Origin of the sequence: Sphingomonas sp. Root710 (genome assembly GCF_001429065.1) — a bacterium.
In the GTDB taxonomy this organism is placed as follows: Bacteria; Pseudomonadota; Alphaproteobacteria; order Sphingomonadales; family Sphingomonadaceae; genus Rhizorhabdus.
The window spans coordinates 1,784,673-1,805,248 of sequence record NZ_LMIB01000001.1 but is presented as its reverse complement, the minus strand read 5'-3'; the positions used below and the strand labels follow the sequence as shown (position 1 = coordinate 1,805,248).

Annotated in this window: 21 protein-coding genes; 10 read left to right on the top strand and 11 right to left on the bottom strand. The window is 64.1% G+C overall.

The window, feature by feature from the left end; genetic code table 11:
* Nucleotide 1 precedes the first annotated feature (1 nt).
* The 4 genes from ASE00_RS08490 to ASE00_RS08475 all read right to left on the bottom strand — a co-directional run bounded on the left by ASE00_RS08490 (nucleotide 2) and on the right by ASE00_RS08475 (nucleotide 4,163).
* The gene (locus ASE00_RS08490) at nucleotides 2–367 is read right to left on the bottom strand and encodes a helix-turn-helix domain-containing protein (protein WP_056379009.1); all 366 of its coding nucleotides are present in this window, start codon (nucleotides 365–367) and stop codon (nucleotides 2–4) included.
* On the bottom strand, nucleotides 364–699 hold the full coding sequence (locus tag ASE00_RS08485) for a hypothetical protein (protein WP_056379007.1): 336 nt from the start codon (nucleotides 697–699) through the stop codon (nucleotides 364–366). Before ASE00_RS08485 ends, ASE00_RS08490 begins: the two co-directional genes overlap by 4 nt.
* A 71-nt stretch (nucleotides 700–770) precedes the next feature.
* Nucleotides 771–2,543, bottom strand: a complete 1,773-nt coding sequence (locus ASE00_RS08480) for a caspase family protein (protein WP_162256426.1) — start codon at nucleotides 2,541–2,543, stop codon at nucleotides 771–773.
* Nucleotides 2,544–2,939: 396 nt separating this feature from the next.
* Nucleotides 2,940–4,163, bottom strand: a complete 1,224-nt coding sequence (locus ASE00_RS08475; protein ID WP_056379004.1) for a hypothetical protein — start codon at nucleotides 4,161–4,163, stop codon at nucleotides 2,940–2,942.
* Between the two features lie 570 nt (nucleotides 4,164–4,733).
* Between ASE00_RS08475 and ASE00_RS08470 the strand changes: the two genes are divergently transcribed.
* The 3 genes from ASE00_RS08470 (at nucleotide 4,734) to ASE00_RS08465 (ending at nucleotide 6,402) form a co-directional block, all read left to right on the top strand.
* The gene (locus tag ASE00_RS08470; protein WP_056379002.1) at nucleotides 4,734–5,423 is read left to right on the top strand and encodes a restriction endonuclease; all 690 of its coding nucleotides are present in this window, start codon (nucleotides 4,734–4,736) and stop codon (nucleotides 5,421–5,423) included.
* Complete coding sequence (locus ASE00_RS24435) at nucleotides 5,368–5,568, top strand: restriction endonuclease (RefSeq protein ID WP_414819833.1); 201 nt, start codon at nucleotides 5,368–5,370, stop codon at nucleotides 5,566–5,568. Before ASE00_RS08470 ends, ASE00_RS24435 begins: the two co-directional genes overlap by 56 nt.
* 420 nt (nucleotides 5,569–5,988) lie before the next feature.
* Nucleotides 5,989–6,402: an EVE domain-containing protein gene (locus ASE00_RS08465; protein WP_156405328.1), complete on the top strand. Its 414-nt coding sequence runs from the start codon at nucleotides 5,989–5,991 to the stop codon at nucleotides 6,400–6,402.
* On the opposite strand, the gene ASE00_RS08460 is transcribed toward ASE00_RS08465, so the two are convergent.
* The 3 genes from ASE00_RS08460 to ASE00_RS08450 all read right to left on the bottom strand — a co-directional run bounded on the left by ASE00_RS08460 (nucleotide 6,403) and on the right by ASE00_RS08450 (nucleotide 9,705).
* Nucleotides 6,403–7,383 (bottom strand): 50S ribosomal protein L11 methyltransferase, encoded by a 981-nt coding sequence (locus ASE00_RS08460; RefSeq protein ID WP_056378998.1) that lies wholly within the window; start codon nucleotides 7,381–7,383, stop codon nucleotides 6,403–6,405.
* Nucleotides 7,373–8,083, bottom strand: a complete 711-nt coding sequence (locus ASE00_RS08455; RefSeq protein WP_056378995.1) for an SDR family NAD(P)-dependent oxidoreductase — start codon at nucleotides 8,081–8,083, stop codon at nucleotides 7,373–7,375. The genes ASE00_RS08460 and ASE00_RS08455 overlap by 11 nt, the downstream gene beginning before the upstream one ends.
* Nucleotides 8,084–8,343: 260 nt before the next feature.
* Entirely contained in the window at nucleotides 8,344–9,705 is a 1,362-nt protein-coding gene (locus tag ASE00_RS08450; protein WP_056378993.1) for a methyl-accepting chemotaxis protein, read from the bottom strand.
* 163 nt (nucleotides 9,706–9,868) lie between these two features.
* Between ASE00_RS08450 and sdhC the strand changes: the two genes are divergently transcribed.
* The 4 genes from sdhC (at nucleotide 9,869) to ASE00_RS08430 (ending at nucleotide 14,435) form a co-directional block, all read left to right on the top strand.
* A complete protein-coding gene (gene sdhC, locus ASE00_RS08445) occupies nucleotides 9,869–10,276 on the top strand; it encodes a succinate dehydrogenase, cytochrome b556 subunit (protein ID WP_056378991.1) in 408 nt (135 codons plus the stop codon).
* Nucleotides 10,276–10,665, top strand: a complete 390-nt coding sequence (gene sdhD, locus ASE00_RS08440) for a succinate dehydrogenase, hydrophobic membrane anchor protein (protein WP_056378989.1) — start codon at nucleotides 10,276–10,278, stop codon at nucleotides 10,663–10,665. Before sdhC ends, sdhD begins: the two co-directional genes overlap by 1 nt.
* Entirely contained in the window at nucleotides 10,665–12,467 is a 1,803-nt protein-coding gene (gene sdhA, locus ASE00_RS08435; RefSeq protein ID WP_056378987.1) for a succinate dehydrogenase flavoprotein subunit, read from the top strand. Before sdhD ends, sdhA begins: the two co-directional genes overlap by 1 nt.
* 108 nt (nucleotides 12,468–12,575) lie before the next feature.
* Complete coding sequence (locus tag ASE00_RS08430) at nucleotides 12,576–14,435, top strand: M1 family metallopeptidase (RefSeq protein ID WP_056378985.1); 1,860 nt, start codon at nucleotides 12,576–12,578, stop codon at nucleotides 14,433–14,435.
* 9 nt (nucleotides 14,436–14,444) lie between these two features.
* Here ASE00_RS08430 and ASE00_RS08425 read toward each other — a convergent pair whose 3' ends face one another.
* Nucleotides 14,445–14,912, bottom strand: a complete 468-nt coding sequence (locus ASE00_RS08425) for a hypothetical protein (RefSeq protein WP_056378982.1) — start codon at nucleotides 14,910–14,912, stop codon at nucleotides 14,445–14,447.
* Between the two features lie 114 nt (nucleotides 14,913–15,026).
* Here ASE00_RS08425 and ASE00_RS08420 point away from each other — a divergent pair, with 114 nt between their 5' ends.
* The gene (locus ASE00_RS08420; protein WP_056378980.1) at nucleotides 15,027–15,764 is read left to right on the top strand and encodes a sugar phosphate nucleotidyltransferase; all 738 of its coding nucleotides are present in this window, start codon (nucleotides 15,027–15,029) and stop codon (nucleotides 15,762–15,764) included.
* On the opposite strand, the gene ASE00_RS08415 is transcribed toward ASE00_RS08420, so the two are convergent.
* Both ASE00_RS08415 and ASE00_RS08410 read right to left on the bottom strand, forming a co-directional pair.
* Nucleotides 15,761–16,195 carry an HIT family protein gene (locus tag ASE00_RS08415; protein WP_056378978.1) on the bottom strand — a complete coding sequence of 145 codons (435 nt, stop codon included), beginning with the start codon at nucleotides 16,193–16,195 and terminating at the stop codon, nucleotides 15,761–15,763. The two genes, ASE00_RS08420 and ASE00_RS08415, sit on opposite strands and share 4 nt — an antisense overlap.
* A 1-nt stretch (nucleotide 16,196) precedes the next feature.
* A complete protein-coding gene (locus tag ASE00_RS08410) occupies nucleotides 16,197–17,222 on the bottom strand; it encodes a CDP-alcohol phosphatidyltransferase family protein (protein ID WP_235538574.1) in 1,026 nt (341 codons plus the stop codon).
* A gap of 188 nt (nucleotides 17,223–17,410) precedes the next feature.
* Between ASE00_RS08410 and ASE00_RS08405 the strand changes: the two genes are divergently transcribed.
* A complete protein-coding gene (locus ASE00_RS08405) occupies nucleotides 17,411–18,142 on the top strand; it encodes an NTP transferase domain-containing protein (RefSeq protein WP_235538573.1) in 732 nt (243 codons plus the stop codon).
* Here the strand turns inward: ASE00_RS08405 and ASE00_RS08400 are convergent.
* The gene (locus tag ASE00_RS08400; RefSeq protein ID WP_056378974.1) at nucleotides 18,139–19,662 is read right to left on the bottom strand and encodes a lipopolysaccharide biosynthesis protein; all 1,524 of its coding nucleotides are present in this window, start codon (nucleotides 19,660–19,662) and stop codon (nucleotides 18,139–18,141) included. The two genes, ASE00_RS08405 and ASE00_RS08400, sit on opposite strands and share 4 nt — an antisense overlap.
* Before the next feature lie 121 nt (nucleotides 19,663–19,783).
* Between ASE00_RS08400 and ASE00_RS08395 the strand changes: the two genes are divergently transcribed.
* Nucleotides 19,784–20,566, top strand: coding sequence for a succinate dehydrogenase iron-sulfur subunit (locus ASE00_RS08395; RefSeq protein WP_056378973.1), 783 nt, complete (start codon nucleotides 19,784–19,786; stop codon nucleotides 20,564–20,566).
* The last annotated feature ends 10 nt before the right edge of the window (nucleotides 20,567–20,576 follow it).

The following is a 20,576-nucleotide window of genomic DNA, read 5'->3' as shown; positions in this document are numbered from 1 at the left end:
GTCAGGCCCGCGAACGCGTACGCAGATATTCGGCGAATCTTCCGAGCTCCGCGCGATCGGTCGGCGACAGCTCCGACGCGGCGCGCGCAAGATGCGCCACGTCGGGCGCATAGCTGGCCGCGGCTTCGTCCTCGCCGGTAAAATAGCCGACCGACTGGCGGTACAGCCGGGCGAGACGCGTCAGCTCGATCGCCTCGACCCGGCGCTGGCCGTTTTCGATATCGGTCAGCGCGGTGCGCGGAATCTTAAGATAGGACGCAACCTCTTCCTGCCGGAGCCCAAGATATTTGCGGGCCTCGCGCAGGCGTTCGCCCAGAAGGCGGCGGGCTTCCTCGTCCGTATCGGTGGGGACTGCGACAGCGCTCATGGCTTGCCTCCTTTCTTCTTCCACTCGGCTTCAATGCGGGGAATCAGATTCTTGATGGCGTTGTCGATCGAGCCGTAGCCGCCCGCCTTGACGACGCTTTCGGGCAGTTCGATCCCGATGATCGGCTCAACCGCGCACAAGATGTCGACGCACACCAGCGAATCAACCTGCACCGGCATCGCGCGGATCTGCGCGTCAATCGAGGGCAGCGCGATGCCCTTGATCTTCGCCATCGACTTGATCGTCTGCATGAGCTCGTCGTGCAGGCAGGTTTCAACCGCCGTGATTGGAAACGCTGTTGTTTGTGGTGCGGCGGGCGCGATTGTCGCCATAAAGCCTCTGTCTGCTATGAAGACACGATGGCTTTATAATGTCGGATTATCCGACATGCAAGTGCAATACGTTACGCCACCGCTAACATCTGTTGTGGCCGATATCGGCCGCGACCCAAGACGTGATCAGGGTGCGTCTCGACACCCGCGCCGACGAACCGGCTGAAGCCGACGCTCGATTGTGCGAAGCGGCCGGCACGATCGACATATTCGAGCGCAGCGCGCAGATTGGACTGCTTCCCGCCGTCGAGAGCGTCATTTTCGACGAACGGCCGCCAGAGATCGGCCTGCCGGAGGGCCAGCCCTAGGCTGTGCGCCACCAGCGGTGCGCCGCGATCGCTAAGCATCGTAAAATAGCGGAGCGCCTCTTCTATAACCGGTTGGCCGAGATCAAGCTCATCGCCCTCGCGGCGCCTCAGGAGCGTCTCCGCCCACAGGACCGGGCCATCGGCCAACCATGGGAACCACTCCGCCAGGTTGCGCGGCCAATCGTGAAGATAATCGATGGCGCCTGCCCGCAGCAGAAGATTGGTGGCGAATGCCGCCGCGACCGGCGACTCGCGCTTGCCACTGACGACGTCCTGAAGATCCGCAAGCTGCTCGATCGGCCGGGCTGCCGAGGCGAGATCGGCAAAGGCTTCGATCCGCTGTGCCTCGAACAGCGTCTGCCAACTGGACGGCAAGTAAACCTCCGCGCCCGCCGGATCGGCCAAACGCGCGCTCATTTGCCGCAGTTTCCACGGTCCTTCGCTTGCGTCAAACTGGATATCTAGTCGCACCGGGATCGGCTGCCAGGCATCGCGCGGGATCGCAATCGCCGCGCCGGTCGTGTCCTCGTCGCCGCCGGCGCCGGCGGCGATCCAGAGCGCTTCACCCTGGCCGGGTTGAACCGTCATGTCGACCCATGCCGCGATCCGGCCGTCAATCTCCTGCCTATGTGCGGCAAAGATCTCGGCGACCGTCGGATCGACGCTCTCCCCGGTCCAGGCATCTAGGAAGCGCAGCGACCTGATCCACGGATCGGTTACCGATTCATGGCCGAGCACCTCGTGCATCACATTGAAGTTGAACAGATCGCCTTTCACGCCTCCCGGCGCCGGCCCGCGCAGATCGCTGATCGCGGCCGTGTTCAGCGAACGGATGTTCTTTAACACGTCCGCGGCGCTGCGCTCGACCACCTCCTCGACATTCGCTGGGGTGGGTTCGCTAACCGCTGGCACGTCGCCGGCATCGAGCGGCGGTCCGGCTTTCAAAGCCACCAGCATCTCCGCATTGTAGGGATTGCCGTAAGGCTCGACCAACTGGATCGCCAGTGGGCTGTGCTCGGCCAGCAGCCGGTTCACTGCCCGCTTCACATGACCTTCGAGGGCTGCGAATTTCAAAGCCCAGGGCAGGTTTGTCGTGTCGTAGGGCACATAGGCGGGCGGCTCGCCTTGCAAGCCGCTGAGCACCGCCTGGGTGAATAAGGTGCCGGTCTCGTCCTTGACCTGATAAGATTTTAGCCCAGACGCGGTCGAATGCAGCCTGATAAGTCCATCAGGGCGGCGAACGGCGTTTCGATTGGGCTTGAGCGCGTCGTCGCCGACCAGATTGAGCAGACGCGCCGCTTGCGGCGCATCGCGGCAGGCATCGATGAAAAACAGCCCGCGGCTAATATTGTAGGTTTTGACCGCAGCGGTGGTCGGCTCAACCGCAATCGCTCGGCTCGCGCCCCCATCGGCCGCCCGCTGGGTCAGAACGTCGCTGGCGAGGATTGCTGGCGAGGCCGCGACCTCGACGCCGTGCCCCGAATAAAACAGCAACGCCACATTGGGATCGCCGGCGAGCCGCCCGGCCAGCGCCATCTCGTCCGCCCAAGCCGTGAGCGCCGCGCGCAGCGTTGCATAATCCGCCGCGCCAAAATGGCCTTTGACGAGCTGTACGACACGATCGCGCTCGTCCGGTCTTGGCGCCAGGTGCAAACGGCAGCTCGCAAGTGGCGCTCCGGCGACTTCACCGGCTTCGCACAGCCAATCGAAGAACATGGCCGCCGACAGAGCCGAGACCTCGAGCTGCCCCAAGCCGCCGCTATCGCCGGCGCGTTCGTTCCCCGGTGCGGTGCCGTCGGACAGATAGGGATAATCGCTGATCCCGATGATCAGCGCATGTACCCCGCAGCTGTCCGCCGTGGCGGCGCGCCACAATCCGGGAGTGTCGGTATCGGCTTCCAGCGGCATCTCTCTCGCCCCTCTTCCCGCCGCCTACAGGCGATCCGCAATGGCTTTGAAGAAGCTCGGCCGCGCCAAGAACCCGGTATGGGCGAAGAACAGCCCATACCCGGTATCATAGGCTTGGTCCTTCACATCGTCGAAAACCGGCTCCATGATGAACCCGACCAGATCGTTGCGGTCATAATAATTGGTCCAAGCCTTCACCCGTGGCGGCTTCGCCAGTTTGCCACCCTCCAGTGGGAGAGCTTGGCCAAGAAACAGCTGCATCTCGGCGAACAGCGACACCTGCGATCCGCAGGTGATCCAATGATCGACCTCGAAATCGTCCAGTACGGGATCGCCCGCGGCAAAATGCGCCAGCGCGTCATACACCAGCTGGCCGCCCATCGAGTGACTGACCACCACAATCTTCTCGCCTGTCGCCTTCTTGCGCTCCTGAGCACGCCGTAGCGCCGCCAGCATGCGGCTCGGGATTGGGCCCGGCGCACCCTGGTCGACCCGCCGGGTCAGGTAAGTAAACACGTCGCCGACGAAGTACGCAACGAATTCGTTCATCACGGGCCGCGCCTCGCCGAGCACCGTGCTGACCGCGTCGCCAGGCCAGGTCGTTGCCCGTCGCACGACTTCGCCGGCCTTTTCCATCCAACCGGCAAAGCCGCCCATGCCGATCAGCGTGCCGCCCTTGAGCGCCTCATCGACCCTGGCCACGAGTTTTCGCGCGCGCGCGGCATCATCTGCCTCATGCGCCGCGATCGAGTCCCACTGGTCAGCGACGGCCGCAGCGGCATCGGCGAGTGCGGCAAGTTCCGGATCATCAACAATCGGGTCCCTCGAGCCCGCCGGAAAGCAAGCCAGATAAAGATCGGCTAGAAAATCCGGCCGTTTCTCGCGCGGGACCGCGGATAAAGGCGCAACGGGCTCTTGTTCCGGAACCATAGCTGCACCGAGCACCGGTCCTGCCGCAATCGGCGCGACGGGCGAACGGTCGAACAATTTGACGTCGCTTGCGCCGCGCAGCGATCCGAGACCGGCGAAATCATCCGCGCCCCCCATTCCGAGCAGCGCGGTCCGCGGGCGAGAAGCCAGGTTCCAGTGAAAGGTCGCCGCAAGATCGCCCCAATAGACCGGCTCATAGTCGGGCGCGGTGCCGCCGACTGATAATTTGGGTGCCAGCCAGCGCTGAAAGGACTTTCCCAGGGCAATACCGTGATCTGGCGATCGCACCTTGACGCCGTGAACATAAATAATGGCCATGCTTGCTGTCTCCGCTCGCGCACAATTTAGCTATATTCTCCTCGCTTGGCTTCCCGATTTATCGGCGAAACGTTGGATTACCTCTGCCGCGCCCCGCCGGGGACCGTTGGCGTCGGCATCCCCTGAATATCTGACCGCTGCCTCGGTGCGCTACGGCATCTTCCGGAGAAGCTTCTCCGTGCTTCTCCTTGAGCGGCCCGCTATCTGATGCTACCGTAACGAGAGTTGTTCGTCCGCTAGATCTCAGACAGCATGGTTACGGCAAATCCGATTTGGGACTACAGCGTCGTCGATCATCGGGGCCCTTGGGTCCCGGAATTGGAGGTGCGAGGCGATTATCTCAGCAGCCTCGCCTCAGCTGGCGCTTATGAGTTTGAGTGCGACGCAGAACACATTTCGCCTGAGCGATATGAGTTCTACGATACCGCCCGTTCTGCGCTCAGAGGCGCTCGGTGGAAAGGATTTTTCGAACAGGTTAGGGGCGACCGACTTACGACTGAAATGTAGGACACCATCGCCGCTTCGTGCCGCCTTGAGGGCATTCCTGTTGTCGGCGATTATCCGAAATCGATGCAGGCTGCGATCCGGAGCTACGGTCGATTTCTTGCGAAGTTTTACATGGTCACTGCCTACAACGCTTCAGAGATCCTGCCTACCGGCGACGATTCCGAGGAGGGCTGGACGAGACGACTGACACAAACGTTGAGAATTTTTGGCGGTTGGCGATTCGCTTTCAGCGAAAGCTACAACGGCCGGGTGCATTCGACGGACATTCCGGGTATTTCTGCCGACGAAGCGGAAGCACAGGAGTTCGCTGCGAGCGAGCTGGCCGCGTTCTCGGCAGTTTCGCACGAGCATCCCGACCTGCTGCAGGCTTATATCACTTTTGCCGACCATATCGCGGTCGATATCCCAAGCCTCATGCCCTTTTGCCAACTAACAACGGACATTTGGGCCGCGCTCGACGTCACATCCAGAAATTTTCTGTCGCTGGTGAAGGCGCAGCCCGGCTACTTTGCGGCAATGAGTGGTCACCAGTTCGAAGCCGTCGTTGCGCAGATATTCCGCAACAACGGCTTTGAGGTCATACAAACCAAGCAGTCCCGCGATGGCGGCTACGATCTGCGGCTGGTCGTTCCGCTCTTCAGCAAACTCAAAGCGTCGTACCTCGTCGGAATGCAAAAATCCTCGAAAGGGGCGAATAATGGGCGTCGATGTTGTGCGCGGGCTCAAAGGTGTGGCCGACAATGTCCGCCATGACACAGCGGGCGGTGTCGTGGTGACAAGCACAACCTTCTCTGCAGACGCTCAAAAGGAGGCAGGAGCGTCCGGATGGACAATCGCGTTGATGGATCGGGGCGATTTGCTCGAACTGATGGAGAACGCAGAACGGTTGCGCCCCTAGCCCTTCGCAGAGCTGGACATTGCCGGGCTATTGGAAGGCAGAGTCTTCGAATGATAGCGTAGTAGGCCGACGGTAGAAGTGTTTTGTAGCGTTGGGTCCAAGTCGGCATCTGACACGGGTCTTCTGACCAATAGTCTTCGATTGATTGCGAAGGGGTGAAAAAATTTTTCGCGGAAAAAATGGCGCATTTTCATAAGCATAGAGTTTTGACAGGCTAGGGGGCGGATTCCAGACTGCAAAGCTCAAGAAAATATAATAGAATCAATTTGTTAATTGGCGTGAAGACAATCGAGTGGGAGTGAGAGATGCGGACGGCGGGGTGGTAAGGGAGAGTGCTTTCGTACCGGCCAGCTTGTCCTTTGTCTTTTTCGCGTCGAGGCTATAGCCTTCGTCCGTTGGCGACGACACAGGGGACCGATAATGACCACCTCGCACTGGCTGGTGAAGTCCGAGCCCAACGCCTATTCCTATGGCGATCTGCAGCGCGACGGGAAAACCGTGTGGGACGGGGTCCGCAACAATGCTGCCGCGCTGCATCTGAAGGCGATGCGGGACGGTGACGAGGTCCTCTTCTACCATTCACAGGAGGGGCTGGCGGTGGTCGGGATCGCGAAGGTGATCCGTACCGCCTTTCCCGACAAGAGCGACCCGGCAGGCCGCTTCGTCGCGGTCGAGCTGGCACCGGTTCGCGCGCTCAAGCGTCCGGTGACGCTATCCGAGATGAAGGCAGAACCCGCGCTCGCCGAGATGGCGATGCTGCGTCAGAGCCGCCTGTCGGTGTCACCCGTCAGCCCGGATCAATGGAGGACGATCCTGAAGATGGCGGACAGCTGATCAGTTGCGCCGCTTGACCATCCGCAGCGTCGGCCAATCGCCGCGGACGATGCTGTCGGCAAGATACATGCCCTGACGACGATACGCCCGTGCCACCGCCTCGGCCTGGGTATCGAGCAGGCCGGCTAGGATCAGCGAACCGCCCGGCAGCACGGCGTGGCCGAACACAGGCGCGAGTTCGATCAGCGGACCGGCCAGGATGTTCGCGATCAGCAGGTCATAAGGCAGGCGCGCCTTGAGCCGCCGGTGAGCGAGCTCCGCCGCGACCACCAGTTCGACCTGCCCGCGCCCGCGCCCGATCGGGATGCGGTTCGCCACGGCGTTCTCGGCGGTAACCTCGATTGAGACCGGGTCGATGTCCGAGGCGATCACCTTGGCGGCCGGCCACAGCGAGCGCGCGGCGAAGGCGAGGAGGCCGGTGCCGGTGCCGACATCGGCGATATCGTCGAAGCGCAGCCCGCTGCGGCGCAGCTTGTCGAGCATCATCAGGCAGCCGGTGGTCGTCTCATGATGGCCGGTGCCGAAGGCGCGGCCCGCGTCGATCACGAAGCCGGTCATGCCGTCGGGGGCGTGATCGGCATTATAGGGGGTGTGGACGAAGAAGCGCCCGGCGCGGATCGGATCGAGCCCCGATTGCGACAGTGTCACCCAATCCTCCTCGGGGATATGGGTGATGGCGGGCTTCAGGCCCTTCGCGCTCGGCACCAGCGCCAGGATCATCGCGATCAGCGCCTTGTCGGGCTTGGCTTCGACATAGACGTCGAGCTGCCAATCGTCGGGCTTGTCGGGATCAGGCTCGCTGGTCATCAGCGTCGGCGGCGGATCGAGCAGGGCGATCTCCGGCACCTCGCCCGCGAGCATCTCGCCCTCCGCCTTGTTGCAGGGCAGGGTGATCTTCCAGCTTCCGGCGCGCTCGGGTGCGAAAGGGAAGCCGGTCACGCCATCACCCTTCGGCTCCTTGGCGCGGGTCTTAGCGGACATAGCTGGCTCCATTGACGTCGATCACCGCCCCGGTCATCGAGGGCGGCGCGTCGAGTGCCAGGAATTTGACGGTTTCGGCGACCTCGGCCGGATCGGCTACGCGGCCCAGCGGGATATCGGCGAGCAATTTGTCGCCGCCGCGGCTGGCCAGATACTCCTCGGCCATGCCAGTCATGGTAAAACCGGGGCAGACCGCAAAGGCCAGGATGTTCTCGGTTCCGTAGCCGCGCGCGATCGTCTTGGTCATCGCCACCATGCCCGCCTTCGACGCCGCATAATGCCAGTGCGCGGGGCTGTCGCCGCGATAGGCCGCGCGGCTGGCGATGTTGATGATCCGTCCGCCGCCATGGCGGCGGAAATGGAGGACGGCGAGGCGGCAAAGCTCGGCCGATGCCGTCAGGTTGATCTGCATCGTCCGGTTCCACGCCTCGGTCCAGGCGGCGTCGGGTGCGTCGATCGAGACGGCTTCGAAGATACCGGCATTGTTGACCAGCACGTCGATCCGCCCGTCGAGCTGCTCAAGCGCCTGCTCCCAGATGCGGCGCGGTGCGGTCGGGTCGGTCAGGTCCGCGGTGACGGTGACGTCGTCGGGATCAGCCGATCGATGGCCGATGATCCGGACGTCCTCTCCCGCGAAACGTTCGATGATCGCCCTGCCAATGCCCCGGCTGGTGCCGGTAGCGAAGATATTGATGGTCATGAGGGGCGGGATAGGCGCAGGCGAGGATGGTGGCAACGGCAAGTGGGGCTATCCGTCCCCACAGGCCGTCATCCCAGCGAAAGCTGGGGTCTCTTTGCCTTCAATCCGAAAGAGAATGGGAGATCCCAGCTTCCGTTGGGATGACGATAAAAACCAAACGAGGCCCTTAGGCCCCGCAAGGCCGAACGGCCGCCCGAGCATATGCGAGGCAGCCAAGCGAGGCGGATGCCTCGCGCCCGGCGTTTGAGGGCTAGATCAAATCAAGCTGCAATCTTCGATACGAAGTCGCCAGCGATCGTCTCCAGGTTGGACAGCTCGCCATCGACGCGGCGGAAACCGGCTTCGAGGTGATCGATCTCGCCCGCGACGCTTTCGGTGTCGGCGCGGATCGCGGAGATGGTCGTCGACATCGAGTCGGCGGCCAGTGCGGTCTCGTCGACGGCGGCGGTGATCATGGTGACGGTCTGCGCCTGGGTCTCCATCGTCGTACGGATGCGCTCGGCGGAGGTCTGGACCTCGCCGACGATGTCGCGGATCGCGCCATTCGCCTCGACGGTTTGGCGGGTCGCGGCCTGGATCGCGGCGATCTTGGCGGCGATGTCGTCGGTGGCGCGGGCGGTCTGGCTCGCGAGGCTCTTCACCTCCTGCGCCACCACCGCGAAGCCGCGTCCGGCGTCGCCGGCGCGGGCGGCCTCGATCGTGGCGTTGAGCGCAAGCAGGTTGGTCTGGCCGGCGATGTCGCGGATCAGGCCGAGGATAGACTCGATCGCCTGGGCATGATCGGACAGGACTTCGGAGATCGCCACGGCATGCACCGAGCGGTCGGCGGCGCGGGTCGCGATCTGCGCCGCGACCTCGACCTCCGCGCGGCTTTCCTCGATCGCGCGGATCAGACCCGCGGCGGTGTGGGCGGCTTCGCGCATGGCGAGGGCGGACTGCTCGGCGGCGGCGGCGACTTCGGAGGTCTTGCCCAGCATGCCGCGTGCGGCGTGCGAGGTCTGGCCGGTCCGCTCGCGCAGGCCACGGCTGTCACCCAGCGCGCGGCTGAGCGTCTCGGAGATGTTCGACCGGAACTCGCGGCTCTGATGCGCCAGGCCCTGATGATGGGTGGCGCGGTTCTGCGCACCGACCACGGTGAAGGCCAGGTCGAAATAAAGTGCGTTCATGGCGATGATCGCATCGCAGCTGCTGGCTACGAAATCGGGATCGTCGGGAAAACGCCGGATGAGTTCCTGGCAGATGAGCGACGTCGCGCCAGAGGTTTTACGCGCGATCATGCTATTGTCGCCGCCAGCCATGGCATATGCGAATGCATTGCTGGCATAGGCCCGGGGCTGGGCGATGGTAAAGCCTTCGCTGAGAATCTCCCGCCAAAGACGCGTGGCGCGCGTAACGACATCCTCTCCGCCGACGACGCTGTCATAGGCGGCTTGGCTCTGCTTATCGACCTCAAAGGTGGTTCCGTAATAATCGCGCAGGCTTTCCAGCAACTCTTCGCCGCACCGTGTCCAGATCGCCTTGAGTCGCGAGTCGAGATCGCCGCGGTGATCATAGACGCGCATCTTGCGGCTGATCTCCTGATCGGACAATCCGATCGCGCTCACCTCTTGACCGTCCATCATGACTCCGTACGTCCTCTGATTCTGCGAGTGACCGCCGTTTTAGGCGGCAATGGTAAACAGGGCGTTGAGGTTGTTTCGAAAAGGGCGGATAAACTGTGGTTAAGCGCCTTGCATGGCGTGGCGCTTCGTCTAAGAACGTCGCCGTCGACAGAGGGAGGGCATCATGTCGCGCAATCCAGGGCGTCCGCTTTCGCCACACCTCACAATCTGGAAATGGGGACCGCATATGGTGGTCTCGATCCTGCACCGGGCGACCGGCGTGGGCATGGCCGTGGTTGCGGGACTTGGCTTCATCTGGTGGCTGGTCGCCGCCGCGAGCGGACCGGAGGCCTATGCCACCTTCCTGACCGTAGCCAGGCATCCGCTCGCCTATGTCGTGTGGATTGGCCTGACCTGGGCCTTTTTCCAGCATATGTTCTCGGCGCTGCGGCACTTCGTGCTCGATATCGGTGCGGGCTATGAGCTTAAGACCAACAAGATGGGCGCACTGGCGACGATGGCCGGATCGGTCCTGGTAACGCTGCTGATCTGGGGGCCGATCCTGGCCCGGCTGGCGCGGGGAGCGGAATAATGGGTTCGGGAACGGGAATCGGCCGCGTCCGCGGTCTCGGCTCGGCCAAGCATGGCTCGATGCACTGGTGGCGCCAGCGGGTGACCGCAGTCGGCAACCTGCTGCTCGCCACCTGGTTCGTCGTCTCGCTGTTCCGGCTACCCTCGCTGGAGCATGCCGCAGTCCTGCAGTGGATCGGTGCGCCGCTAGTTGCTGTTCCGCTGATTCTGCTGACGATCTCGGTTTTCTATCACATGCGGCTGGGGCTGCAGGTGTTCATGGAGGACTATGTGCATGAAGAAGGCAGCAAGGTCTTCTGCGTGCTGTTGCTCAATTTCTACGCGATCGCGGGCGCCGCGCTGGCGATCTTCTCGATCCTCAAGATCGCATTTGGGGGAGTGCCCGCCTGATGCCTACAGAATCCTCTGGCTCGGCTTACAAGATCATCGACCACCTCTATGATGCGGTGGTCGTCGGCGCGGGCGGCTCGGGCCTTCGCGCCACCATGGGAGCGGCCGGCGCCGGTCTCAAGACCGCCTGCATCACCAAGGTCTTCCCGACCCGCAGCCACACCGTCGCGGCACAGGGCGGCATCGCCGCCTCGCTCGGCAATATGGGCCCGGATCACTGGACCTGGCATATGTACGACACCGTCAAGGGGTCGGACTGGCTGGGCGACCAGGACGCCATCGAATATATGGTGCGCGAAGCGCCCGCCGCGGTGATCGAGCTCGAACATGCCGGCGTGCCGTTCAGCCGCACCGCCGAGGGCCTGATCTACCAGCGTCCGTTCGGCGGCCATATGCAGAATATGGGCGCGGGCCCGCCCGTGCAGCGCACCTGCGCCGCCGCCGACCGCACCGGTCACGCCATGCTCCACGCGCTCTATCAGCAGAGCCTGAAGTATGACGCGGACTTCTACATCGAATATTTCGCGCTCGACCTGATCATGGAGAATGGCGAGTGCAAGGGCGTGATCGCGCTCTGCATGGAAGATGGCTCGATCCATCGCTTCCGCAGCCATGCCGTCGTCCTCGCGACCGGCGGTTCTGGCCGCACCTATTTCTCCGCCACCTCGGCGCACACCTGCACCGGCGACGGTGGCGGCATGGTGCTGCGTGCGGGCCTGCCGCTGCAGGACATGGAGTTCGTCCAGTTCCACCCGACCGGCATCTACGGCGCGGGCGTGCTCATCACCGAGGGCGCGCGCGGCGAGGGCGGTTATCTGACCAACTCCGAAGGCGAGCGCTTCATGGAGCGCTATGCCCCGTCGGCGAAGGACCTCGCCAGCCGCGACGTCGTGTCGCGTTCGATGGCGGCGGAAATGCGCGAAGGCCGAGGCGTCGGCAAGAATGGCGACTATATCTACCTGCACCTCGATCATATCGATCCCAAGGTGCTGGCGGAGCGGCTGCCCGGCATCACCGAGACCGGCAAGATCTTCGCCAATGTCGATCTGACGCGCCAGCCGCTGCCGGTCACGCCGACGGTCCATTATAATATGGGCGGCATCCCCTGTAACTATCATGGCGAAGTCGTCACGCTGAAGGATGGCAACCCGGATACGGTCGTCCCCGGCCTGTTCGCAGTGGGCGAGGCGGCGTGCGTCTCGGTCCATGGCGCGAACCGCCTCGGCTCCAACTCGCTGATCGACCTGGTCGTGTTCGGCCGCGCGACGGGCTTCCGTCTCGCCGAACTGATCAAGCCGAACAGCAAGCATGGCGCGGTCGTCAAGGAAGCCGACGACAAGGCGCTCGCCCGTCTCGACCATTATCGCAACGCCAAGGGCGGGACGCCGACGGCGCAAATCCGCCTGAACATGCAGCACACGATGCAGAAGCATTGCGCGGTGTTCCGCGACGAGGAGCTGCTGCGCGAGGGCCTCGGCCTGATCGACAATGTCTATGCCAATCTGCAGGATGTTGGCGTCACCGATCGTTCGCTGATCTGGAACACCGACCTCGTCGAAACGCTCGAGCTCGACAACATGCTGCCGCAGGCTGTGGTGACGATGCATTCCGCCGCCAACCGCAAGGAAAGCCGCGGCGCGCATATGCATGAGAGCTACCCCGATCGCGACGACGAGAACTGGATGAAGCACACCATCACCTGGTTCGAGAAGGGCGCGGTCTCGATCGATTATCGTCCGGTGCACGATTACACGCTCACCGACGAAGCCGAATATGTGAAGCCCAAGCCGCGCGTTTACTGAGCGGCGCTTCCATGCGGTCGGAAGAGGGGGCTTCGGCCCCCTTTTCTATATCCGCCGCCGGGCGCGGGGCGGGTTGCAGCCGTTCGGCATCATCGCCATCTTCAGCCGATGCGTATCATCCTCCCCGCCTTGCTGCTGCTCGCCGCACCGCTCAGCGCCGCCGCGCCGGTACCCTCGCCGATCCTCACCACCCCCGACGCGCGCGATGCGCTGTCCTATGCGCGGCCGGAGGTGGCGCGCGTCACCCACGTCGATCTCGATCTGCGCGCCGACTTCGCCGCGAAGGTGATGCGGGGCTCCGCGACGCTCGATATCGCTGCGAAGCCCGGCGCGTCGGAGATCATCCTCGACGACAAGGGGCTGGTGATCGAGCGGATCACCGATGCTGGCGGGCGGGCGCTGACATGGGCGGTCGGCAAGGCCGACGATTATAAGGGGGCGCCGCTCACCATCCGGATCGGCGCGGCGCGGCGGATCGTCATCGCCTACCACTCGAAACCCGACGCCAGTGCGCTCGGCTGGCTGCCGCCCGAACTCACCGCCGGCAAGAAGAAGCCCTTCCTGTTCAGCCAGGGCCAGTCGATCGAGAATCGCAGCTGGATTCCCACCCAGGATAGCCCCGGTATCCGCCAGAGCTGGTCTGCGCGGATCACCGTACCGGCCGATCTCGTCGCGGTGATGAGCGGCACGCGGCTGACGCCCAGAGGGGAGCCCGCCGGCAAGAGCTGGAAGCGTTACCGTTTCCGGATGGAGCATCCGGTGCCGCCTTATCTGATCGCCCTTGCAGTAGGCGATCTCGCCTTCAAGCCGCTGGGTGCACGCACCGGGGTCTATGCCGAGCCGGTGACGCTCGCCCCCGCCGCGCGCGAGCTCGACGACACGGAGAAGATGGTTCGCGCCGCCGAAGGGCTGTACGGACCTTATCGCTGGGGCCGTTACGACATGCTCGTCCTGCCGCCGTCCTTTCCCTATGGCGGCATGGAGAACCCGACGCTGACCTTCCTGACGCCGACGATCTTCACCGGCGACAAGGCCAACACCGATGTCGTCGCGCATGAACTGGCGCACAGCTGGTCGGGCAATCTCGTCACCAACGCGACCTGGTCCGACAGCTGGCTCAACGAGGGCTTCACCACCTATTTCGAGAACCGTATCGACGAGATCGTCTATGGCAAGGAGCGCGCCGCGGTTCTTGCCGACCTGTCATGGGATGATCTCCAGCGCGATCTGAAGGAAGCCAAGCCGCCGGCCACCCGCCTTCACGGCGAGCCCGAGGAGCTTTATGGCGAACTCGCCTACAACAAGGGCGCGATCTTCCTGCGGACGATCGAACATGCCGTGGGCCGGTCGCGGTGGGACGCCTATCTGCGCTCCTATTTCGACCGGCACGCCTTTCAGCCGCAGACCACCGCCAATTTCCTCAAGGACATTCGCGCCCGGCTGGTTAAGGGCGACGCGGCGCTCGAGAAGCAGTTGCAGCTCGATGCTTGGGCTTATCAGCCCGGCCTGCCTGGCAACGCCTACCGCGTCCGTTCGGCCACGCTGGCGCAGGTCGATCGAGCGATCGAACAGGTCAGCGAGGGCGCACCGGTCGGGACACTGCCTTTCTCGACATGGGGTACCCAGGAGTGGCAGCGCTTCCTCAACGGTCTGCCGCGCAAGCTGTCTACCGAACGGCTGGCCGAACTCGACGGCGCAATGCGGCTGTCGGCTTCGCCCAATGCCTATGTTCGGTCGGCCTGGCTCGTGTTGGCGCTCGGCAACCGCTATCAGCCGGCGGTGGTATCGGCCGAAGAATATCTGCCGCGCATCGGCCGGATGCTGCTGATCCGTCCGGTCTATCGGACGCTGGTCGAGCAGGGCGCGTGGGGCAGGCCGATCGCCGAGCGCATCTATGCTGGCGCCCGGCCGCATTATCACCCGGTGACGGTGGCCTCTGTCGACAAGATCGTCGGTTTCACGCCCTGAACTCCTGGATCACTTCGCGCCGCGGCGCTTGAGCCGGCGCGCATTGGCGGTGGCGGCGGCGTGGACCGGGGACAGGCCGAGGCCGCCGAAGCGGGCGGCGCGCTCGGTGTTGTGAACCGCGTAGCTCATCCCGCGCGAGGAAAGTTCGGTCAGTTCAGCGATGCTCGGCGGGCGGCCGCGCATCATGAGGCGGCCCAGATTCTGAGCCTCGGAAAGGAAGGCCGCCTGCATCGACCACCATTCTGAGATCATCGCCCCGCCTCCCTTCGAAAAGGCCTCGATCTTCTCGGGCGCCATTCTGGCCAGCTCGGTATAATCGGCGGTTAGCGGTGATCGCATTGCCTCCGCCATTATGCCGGTGCGACGGACGATGACTTCGTGTGAAGCCGTGATGGTCGCCGATGCCTTGAGGCCAGCTTGCGAAAGGTCGAAGGCGGCAGACATCAGTCGGGTCCAGGCCGTGAAGGGATCGAGCATGAAGGGTCTCCCGCGCGCCGGAAGGGCCGCGTCGCAACATAACGCGGGAAAGCGCCAATCGGGGCCGCCGCTTTTCATCTTCCTGCCGCAATTCCGGCTTAGGGGCCCGGCCCCATGAAGAAAGCCATCATCCTTTCGGCGGGACAGGGGTCGCGTCTGCTGCCGCTGACCGCCGACCAGCCCAAATGCCTGATCGATTTCGCGGGCAAGAGCCTGATCGCGTGGCAGATCGCCTCGCTGGCCGCGAACGGTATCAGCGAGATCGCCGTGGTCACCGGGTTCCGTGATGCCAAGCTCGCCGCCGCGCTGGCCGATCTCGACATGCCCTGCGTTACGATCAGGACGGTGTTCAACCCCTTCTACAAGGTTGCGGACAATCTCGGCTCCTGCTGGATCGTGCGTGAGGAGATGGATCAGGATTTCATCATCCTCAACGGCGACACGCTGGTCTCGCCCGATATCGTCGGCCGCCTGATTGCGGGTGCCACCGCGCCGATCACCGTGACGATCGACGTCAAGGACGACTATGATCTCGACGACATGAAGGTGCAGCGTGACGGCGACCGGCTGCTGCAGATCGGCAAGCGGCTGGAACCGCATGAGACCAATGCGGAATCGATCGGCATGCTCGCCTTCAAGGGCGAAGGCCCGGCGATCTTCCGAGGCCAGGTCGAGGCGATGATGCGAACGCCCGAAGGCGTGCTCAACTGGTATCTGAAGGCGATCCACGCGCTGGCGCCGTCGGGCGTGGTGGGCACCGTGTCGATCGAAGGGCTCGACTGGGCCGAGGTCGACTTCCCCGAGGACCTGCCGATCGCGCGCGCGCTGACCGAAGGGTGGGTAAAGGCTTAACTAGGCCAGAGCCCTTTCAACCAGCCTGACAGACCCCTGACCTGATCCTCGCTCAGAGCGACCGCCTGGCCGAGCGCGGGCGGGCCTGCCCAGCCGGCGTCGGTGACCGACAGATCGTTCCATTCGCGCTCGCCCTCATAGCGGGGGATGACGTGGAAATGGACGTGCGGGTCGACCATCATCAGCATCAGATAGTTGATCTTCTGATAGGCGACCGCCTGAGTCAGCGCCGCTTCGATCTCGGCGGTGATCGTCGCAAGTTCGGAATGCGCCTCGGGCGGCAGCGCGCCGAAGGCGATGGCGTCGGACTTGGCGGCCAGGATGAGCGAGCCGAGCGTCGGCTGGGCCGGGCGAAGCAGTACGACCCAGTGCCGATAATCGCGGATCAGCGTTGCCGGATAGCCGAACTTGGTGATCGTCGCATTGGCCATCTTACACCTCGAGCCAGGAACGGATCTTGATGCCGCGCTGCCGCTTGCGAGTTGCCTGACGCAGCCTTACCGCGTGAAAGATACAGGATAGCACGGTCCAGATAGCGATGGCGATGATGCCGATATCGGGCCTTTTCAGCGCAGTCGCGACGAACAGGATCACCATGTTCGGGTTGCGCCGCGCGGTGATCAGGCGGAAATCGCTGTCGACCTTTTCCCAGACATGGATGTGCATGTTGCCGAAGCGGCGCATGAACACCCCCTCGATCAGCCGCTGCACCACATAGCCGGCGACGATCGCGATCATCACCAGTGCGAATTCGTGCGGGGCCAGCGCCAGCCCCCAATGTGTCAGGCCGACGCCCCACGCCCACCACCAGAAGGGGGGATGGACCAGATCGAGTCCATGGTCGAAGATATTACCCCAATAGCTCGACGTGATCGTGCAACGGGCAAGCTTGCCGTCGACCGTGTCGAGCACCATGAAGCCGAGGCCCGCCGCCATCCCTTCCCAGAAGCGGCCTTCCCAGAACAGCCAGGTCGCCAGCACGCACAATATCGCCCCGATTGCGGTGACCATATTGGGTGTCATGTGCAGCCGGGCGGCGATCCGCGTCAGCACCAGCGCCCATTCGGGCCACAGATATTTGGTCAGGATATCGGTCACGCCCTTATAGGCGCCGAAATAGGTCTTGCGCTCGATCGCGCGGACGGTCGCGGGCTCGAGCCGTTCGAGGACGGGTTCCTCGCGCTTGCGCAGCGCCTCGTTGTAGAAGACCCGGTGATCCTCCGCCCGGACCTCGCTCAGGCCTTCCGGGAAATCGCGCGCGCCGCCCTTTTCGACATGGGCGATTACCTTCTCGCCGTTCAGCGTCAGGACGTGACCGGGACGCGCCGCCATGAACTTCAGCCAGGCGGGCTCGAACACATGGCTGGCGGCAACCAGCAGCGCCGGCCCATTGCCGGATTTGTCGAAGGAAAATCTCTGGGCTCGGGCGATGCGGCGAAGCCGCTCGGTGCTGGTCATGCCCCAGATCCTGGTGGGGTTGGTTCCGACCGGGCGAACGGTAAGCGAGGCTACTGTCATGCTGTCCTTGGAATCTGCCTGGGCCAGCTTCCTTGCCCATCGCTCAAGGGACTGGCAAGGCTGGAAAGATGCAAAATGGTGGCTTTACGGTAATTGTCCTCGCGGGTCAGCGGCCCGGCAAGGACCCGATGTCGGAACATTTCGGTGAGCCGCGCAAGGCGTTGATCGGCGTCGCGGGCCAGCCGATGCTCGCCTGGGTGGGGGCAGCGCTGGCGGCGCGGAGCGACGTGAAGCGGATCGTGATTCTGGCGCAGGACAGCGACGCGCTGCTCGATCATCCCGGCACGCGCTGGCTGCGCGACGAACCGCGCGTGACGACGCGCGACTCCGGCGCGTCGATCGTCGAGGCGATCGGCGATACGCTGAAGGCGATGCCGGCAGCCTATCCATTCCTGCTGACCACCGCGGACAACGTCCTGCTCGACGATGCGATGATCGGACAGTTCACGGCGCGCGCCGATGGCGCCGATGTGGCTGTCGCGCTGGTTGAACGGCGCACGCTCGAAGCCGCTTATCCAGGAAACAAGCGCACCTGGCTGCCTTTCCGGGGCGGGGCCTATTCGGGCGCGAATATGTTCTGGCTCGGCGGCCCCGCCGCGCTCGATGCGCTGGCGGTGTGGCGGCGGATCGAGCAGCAGCGAAAGAAGGCGCGCGCCGTGCTCGGCGCGTTCGGTATCGGCCTGGCATTGCTCATCGCGGCGCGGCTGGTTACTCTCGATCAGGCGATGGCGCGCGCGGGCCGCAAGATCGGGGTGAAGGCGCGGGCAGTGGTGCTGCCCTTCGCCGAAGCTTGTATCGACGTCGACAAGCCGTCCGATCACGCGATGGTCGAGGAGATATTGCGCAAGCGGAGCGCCTAGAGCAGCCGCAGCCGCCGCGCCGTCTTGCCCAGCGCCAGCTTGTCGTCCTGCGACAGGCCGAAGCGGCCCGATAGCCAGATGCCGCCCATCAGCAGCGCCGCGCCGATCGCGATGCGGATCAGATGGTGCAGCGGCAGCAGCAGGTGTGAGGCGAGCAGGATCGACGCGCCGACGCCCGCCGCCACCGCCGCTGCGCGAGCGAAGGGCGGCGCGAAGGGTTGGATGCGCTTGTCGATCCACAATTGGATCATCGGCGTCACCACGCTGATCGCGATGCCCGCCGACACCGCGACCGCCATCCCGTCCATGCCGCCCTGCGGCAGCAGCAGCGCGCCCAGCGCCAGCGCCGCGGCCAAGCCGATCGCGCTGCCGACCAGCGGATGATGATAGCGGCTGATCACCGACTGGATCGACGATGCCTGCCCCGCCACCGCCTCGATCAGCCGGGTGAAGGTGAGCAGGGCGAGCGCCAGATAGGCGGCCTGTGCGGGTGCGCCGAACAGAGCGAGCAGGGCCCGCCCGCCGCCCGCGATCGTGCAGACGACGGGGGTGGCGACGACGATGGTCAGCCGCGTCGCGAAGCCGTAAATCTCGGCGACATGGCGCAGATCGTGGCGCACCGCTTCGGATGCGAGCGGCGCCATGACGTAGGAGAAGGCCTGACGGATCAACTGCACCGCGCTGGCGATCTTGCGCGCGATCGCGAACAGGCCCGCCGCGCTCGCGCCGCCCGCGCCGGGAATGATCAGGTTGAGGATCAGCGGCGGCGCATCGGAGAACAGGCGGCTGACGATATTCGAAGGCAGCACCGACAAGCCGGCGTATAGCGTTCCCCGCACCGGCCCGCCGCCGCCGCGCAGCGCGAGATCGAGCCGGTAATAGCGGGCGAGCAGCCGGGTCGAGAAGACGCAGGTGATGGCGAGCGAACAGATATGCGCGATCAGCAGACCCAGCGTGTCCGCCCCCAGCGCATATAGCAGGATGGCCGCGCCCATGCGGATGAACTGTTCCCACATCACCCGCAGGCGAATCTCGGGGCCGAACGCCTTGCGGGCCCGCAGGGCCGAGGTCGATATCTCGACATAGGCCCAGAAGGGCAGCGCCCAGGCGAACAGCGCGATGCCGGTCGCCAGCTTATCGCGGTCCTTGGCGGCGACGTTGACGATTTCCGCGATCCATTGCGCGCCGAGGCTGATGCCCAGCGCGATGATGATGCACGGCACTATACCGAACAGCATCGCCTGGCGCAGCGAGCGGGCGCGTTCGGCATCATCCCTGGCTTGCGGCACGACGCGCTGCAACGCGCTGGTCATGCCCAGGTCGGCGATATTCTCGATCAGGTTCACCGCCGACCACAGCACCATATAAAGGCCATAGGTCGGCAAGCCGAACAGCCAGACATAGAGCGGCTGGGAAATGATCTCGATCACCCCTCCGGCGCGCGCCAGCAGCGCCGTCCCGGCGCCTTTGGCGACCTGTCGCGAGCCGGGCGGCGGCTCGTCGGGAGGGGGGGATGACATTGCGCGTTTCTAGCGTTTCCCCTTTCCCTTTCAAGGGACCGGATTTTTAGGCGGTTATCCGTTGAGCAGTGCGGATCTATTCGCTATCGCGGCTCCAACGAGATGCAGGGGGTTCCGAGTCATGGCTGAGTTCGCACTTCCGAAGAACAGCAAGATCACGAAGAAGGGCAAGGTCCACAAGACCCCCGGCGCCAAGGAGCCCAAGTCCTTCAAAATCTATCGCTATGATCCCGACACGGGCGAGAATCCGCGGTATGACACGTTCGAGATCGATCTGGCCGATTGCGGCCCGATGGTCCTCGACGCGCTGATCAAGATCAAGAACGAGCAGGATCCCTCGCTCACCTTCCGCCGCTCGTGCCGCGAGGGTATCTGCGGCTCCTGTTCGATGAACATGGACGGCAAGAACGGTCTCGCCTGCACCACCTCGATTGAGGACTGCAAGGGCGAGCTGCGCATCACCCCGCTGCCGCATATGGACGTGATCAAGGACCTCGTTCCCGACTTCACCCATTTCTACGCGCAATATGCGTCGATCCAGCCTTGGCTGCAGACGGTCAGCCCCGCGCCGTCGGGCAAGGAGCGGCTCCAGTCGCCCGACGACCGCAACAAGCTGGACGGCCTCTATGAGTGCATCCTGTGCGCCTGCTGCTCGACCTCGTGCCCGAGCTACTGGTGGAACAGCGACAAGTTCCTCGGACCGGCGATCCTGCTCCAGGCCTATCGCTGGCTGGCCGACAGCCGCGACGAGATGACCGGTGAGCGCCTCGACGAGCTCGAGGATCCGTTCCGGCTCTATCGCTGCCATACCATCATGAACTGTTCGAACGTCTGCCCCAAGGGCCTCAGCCCGGCCAAGGCGATCGCGGAGATCAAGAAGATGGTGGTCGAACGCCAGATCTGATCGTTCGTTC

What these genes read in the sequence shown, in the direction of transcription:
- ASE00_RS08485 (WP_056379007.1), bottom strand. Translation starts at nt 699, where the DNA reads ATGGCGACAATCGCGCCCGCCGCACCACAAACAACAGCGTTTCCAATC.
- ASE00_RS08460 (WP_056378998.1), bottom strand. Translation starts at nt 7,383, where the DNA reads ATGTCCGCTAAGACCCGCGCCAAGGAGCCGAAGGGTGATGGCGTGACC.
- ASE00_RS08455 (WP_056378995.1), bottom strand. Translation starts at nt 8,083, where the DNA reads ATGACCATCAATATCTTCGCTACCGGCACCAGCCGGGGCATTGGCAGG.
- ASE00_RS24435 (WP_414819833.1), top strand. Translation starts at nt 5,368, where the DNA reads ATGGGCGTCGATGTTGTGCGCGGGCTCAAAGGTGTGGCCGACAATGTC.
- ASE00_RS08430 (WP_056378985.1), top strand. Translation starts at nt 12,576, where the DNA reads ATGCGTATCATCCTCCCCGCCTTGCTGCTGCTCGCCGCACCGCTCAGC.
- ASE00_RS08465 (WP_156405328.1), top strand. Translation starts at nt 5,989, where the DNA reads ATGACCACCTCGCACTGGCTGGTGAAGTCCGAGCCCAACGCCTATTCC.
- ASE00_RS08410 (WP_235538574.1), bottom strand. Translation starts at nt 17,222, where the DNA reads ATGACCAGCACCGAGCGGCTTCGCCGCATCGCCCGAGCCCAGAGATTT.
- sdhC (WP_056378991.1), top strand. Translation starts at nt 9,869, where the DNA reads ATGTCGCGCAATCCAGGGCGTCCGCTTTCGCCACACCTCACAATCTGG.
- ASE00_RS08395 (WP_056378973.1), top strand. Translation starts at nt 19,784, where the DNA reads ATGGCTGAGTTCGCACTTCCGAAGAACAGCAAGATCACGAAGAAGGGC.
- sdhD (WP_056378989.1), top strand. Translation starts at nt 10,276, where the DNA reads ATGGGTTCGGGAACGGGAATCGGCCGCGTCCGCGGTCTCGGCTCGGCC.
- ASE00_RS08480 (WP_162256426.1), bottom strand. Translation starts at nt 2,543, where the DNA reads ATGGCGCTGGCCGGGCGGCTCGCCGGCGATCCCAATGTGGCGTTGCTG.
- ASE00_RS08420 (WP_056378980.1), top strand. Translation starts at nt 15,027, where the DNA reads ATGAAGAAAGCCATCATCCTTTCGGCGGGACAGGGGTCGCGTCTGCTG.
- ASE00_RS08405 (WP_235538573.1), top strand. Translation starts at nt 17,411, where the DNA reads ATGTCGGAACATTTCGGTGAGCCGCGCAAGGCGTTGATCGGCGTCGCG.
- sdhA (WP_056378987.1), top strand. Translation starts at nt 10,665, where the DNA reads ATGCCTACAGAATCCTCTGGCTCGGCTTACAAGATCATCGACCACCTC.
- ASE00_RS08475 (WP_056379004.1), bottom strand. Translation starts at nt 4,163, where the DNA reads ATGGCCATTATTTATGTTCACGGCGTCAAGGTGCGATCGCCAGATCAC.
- ASE00_RS08490 (WP_056379009.1), bottom strand. Translation starts at nt 367, where the DNA reads ATGAGCGCTGTCGCAGTCCCCACCGATACGGACGAGGAAGCCCGCCGC.
- ASE00_RS08400 (WP_056378974.1), bottom strand. Translation starts at nt 19,662, where the DNA reads ATGTCATCCCCCCCTCCCGACGAGCCGCCGCCCGGCTCGCGACAGGTC.
- ASE00_RS08415 (WP_056378978.1), bottom strand. Translation starts at nt 16,195, where the DNA reads ATGGCCAATGCGACGATCACCAAGTTCGGCTATCCGGCAACGCTGATC.
- ASE00_RS08470 (WP_056379002.1), top strand. Translation starts at nt 4,734, where the DNA reads ATGCAGGCTGCGATCCGGAGCTACGGTCGATTTCTTGCGAAGTTTTAC.
- ASE00_RS08450 (WP_056378993.1), bottom strand. Translation starts at nt 9,705, where the DNA reads ATGATGGACGGTCAAGAGGTGAGCGCGATCGGATTGTCCGATCAGGAG.
- ASE00_RS08425 (WP_056378982.1), bottom strand. Translation starts at nt 14,912, where the DNA reads ATGCTCGATCCCTTCACGGCCTGGACCCGACTGATGTCTGCCGCCTTC.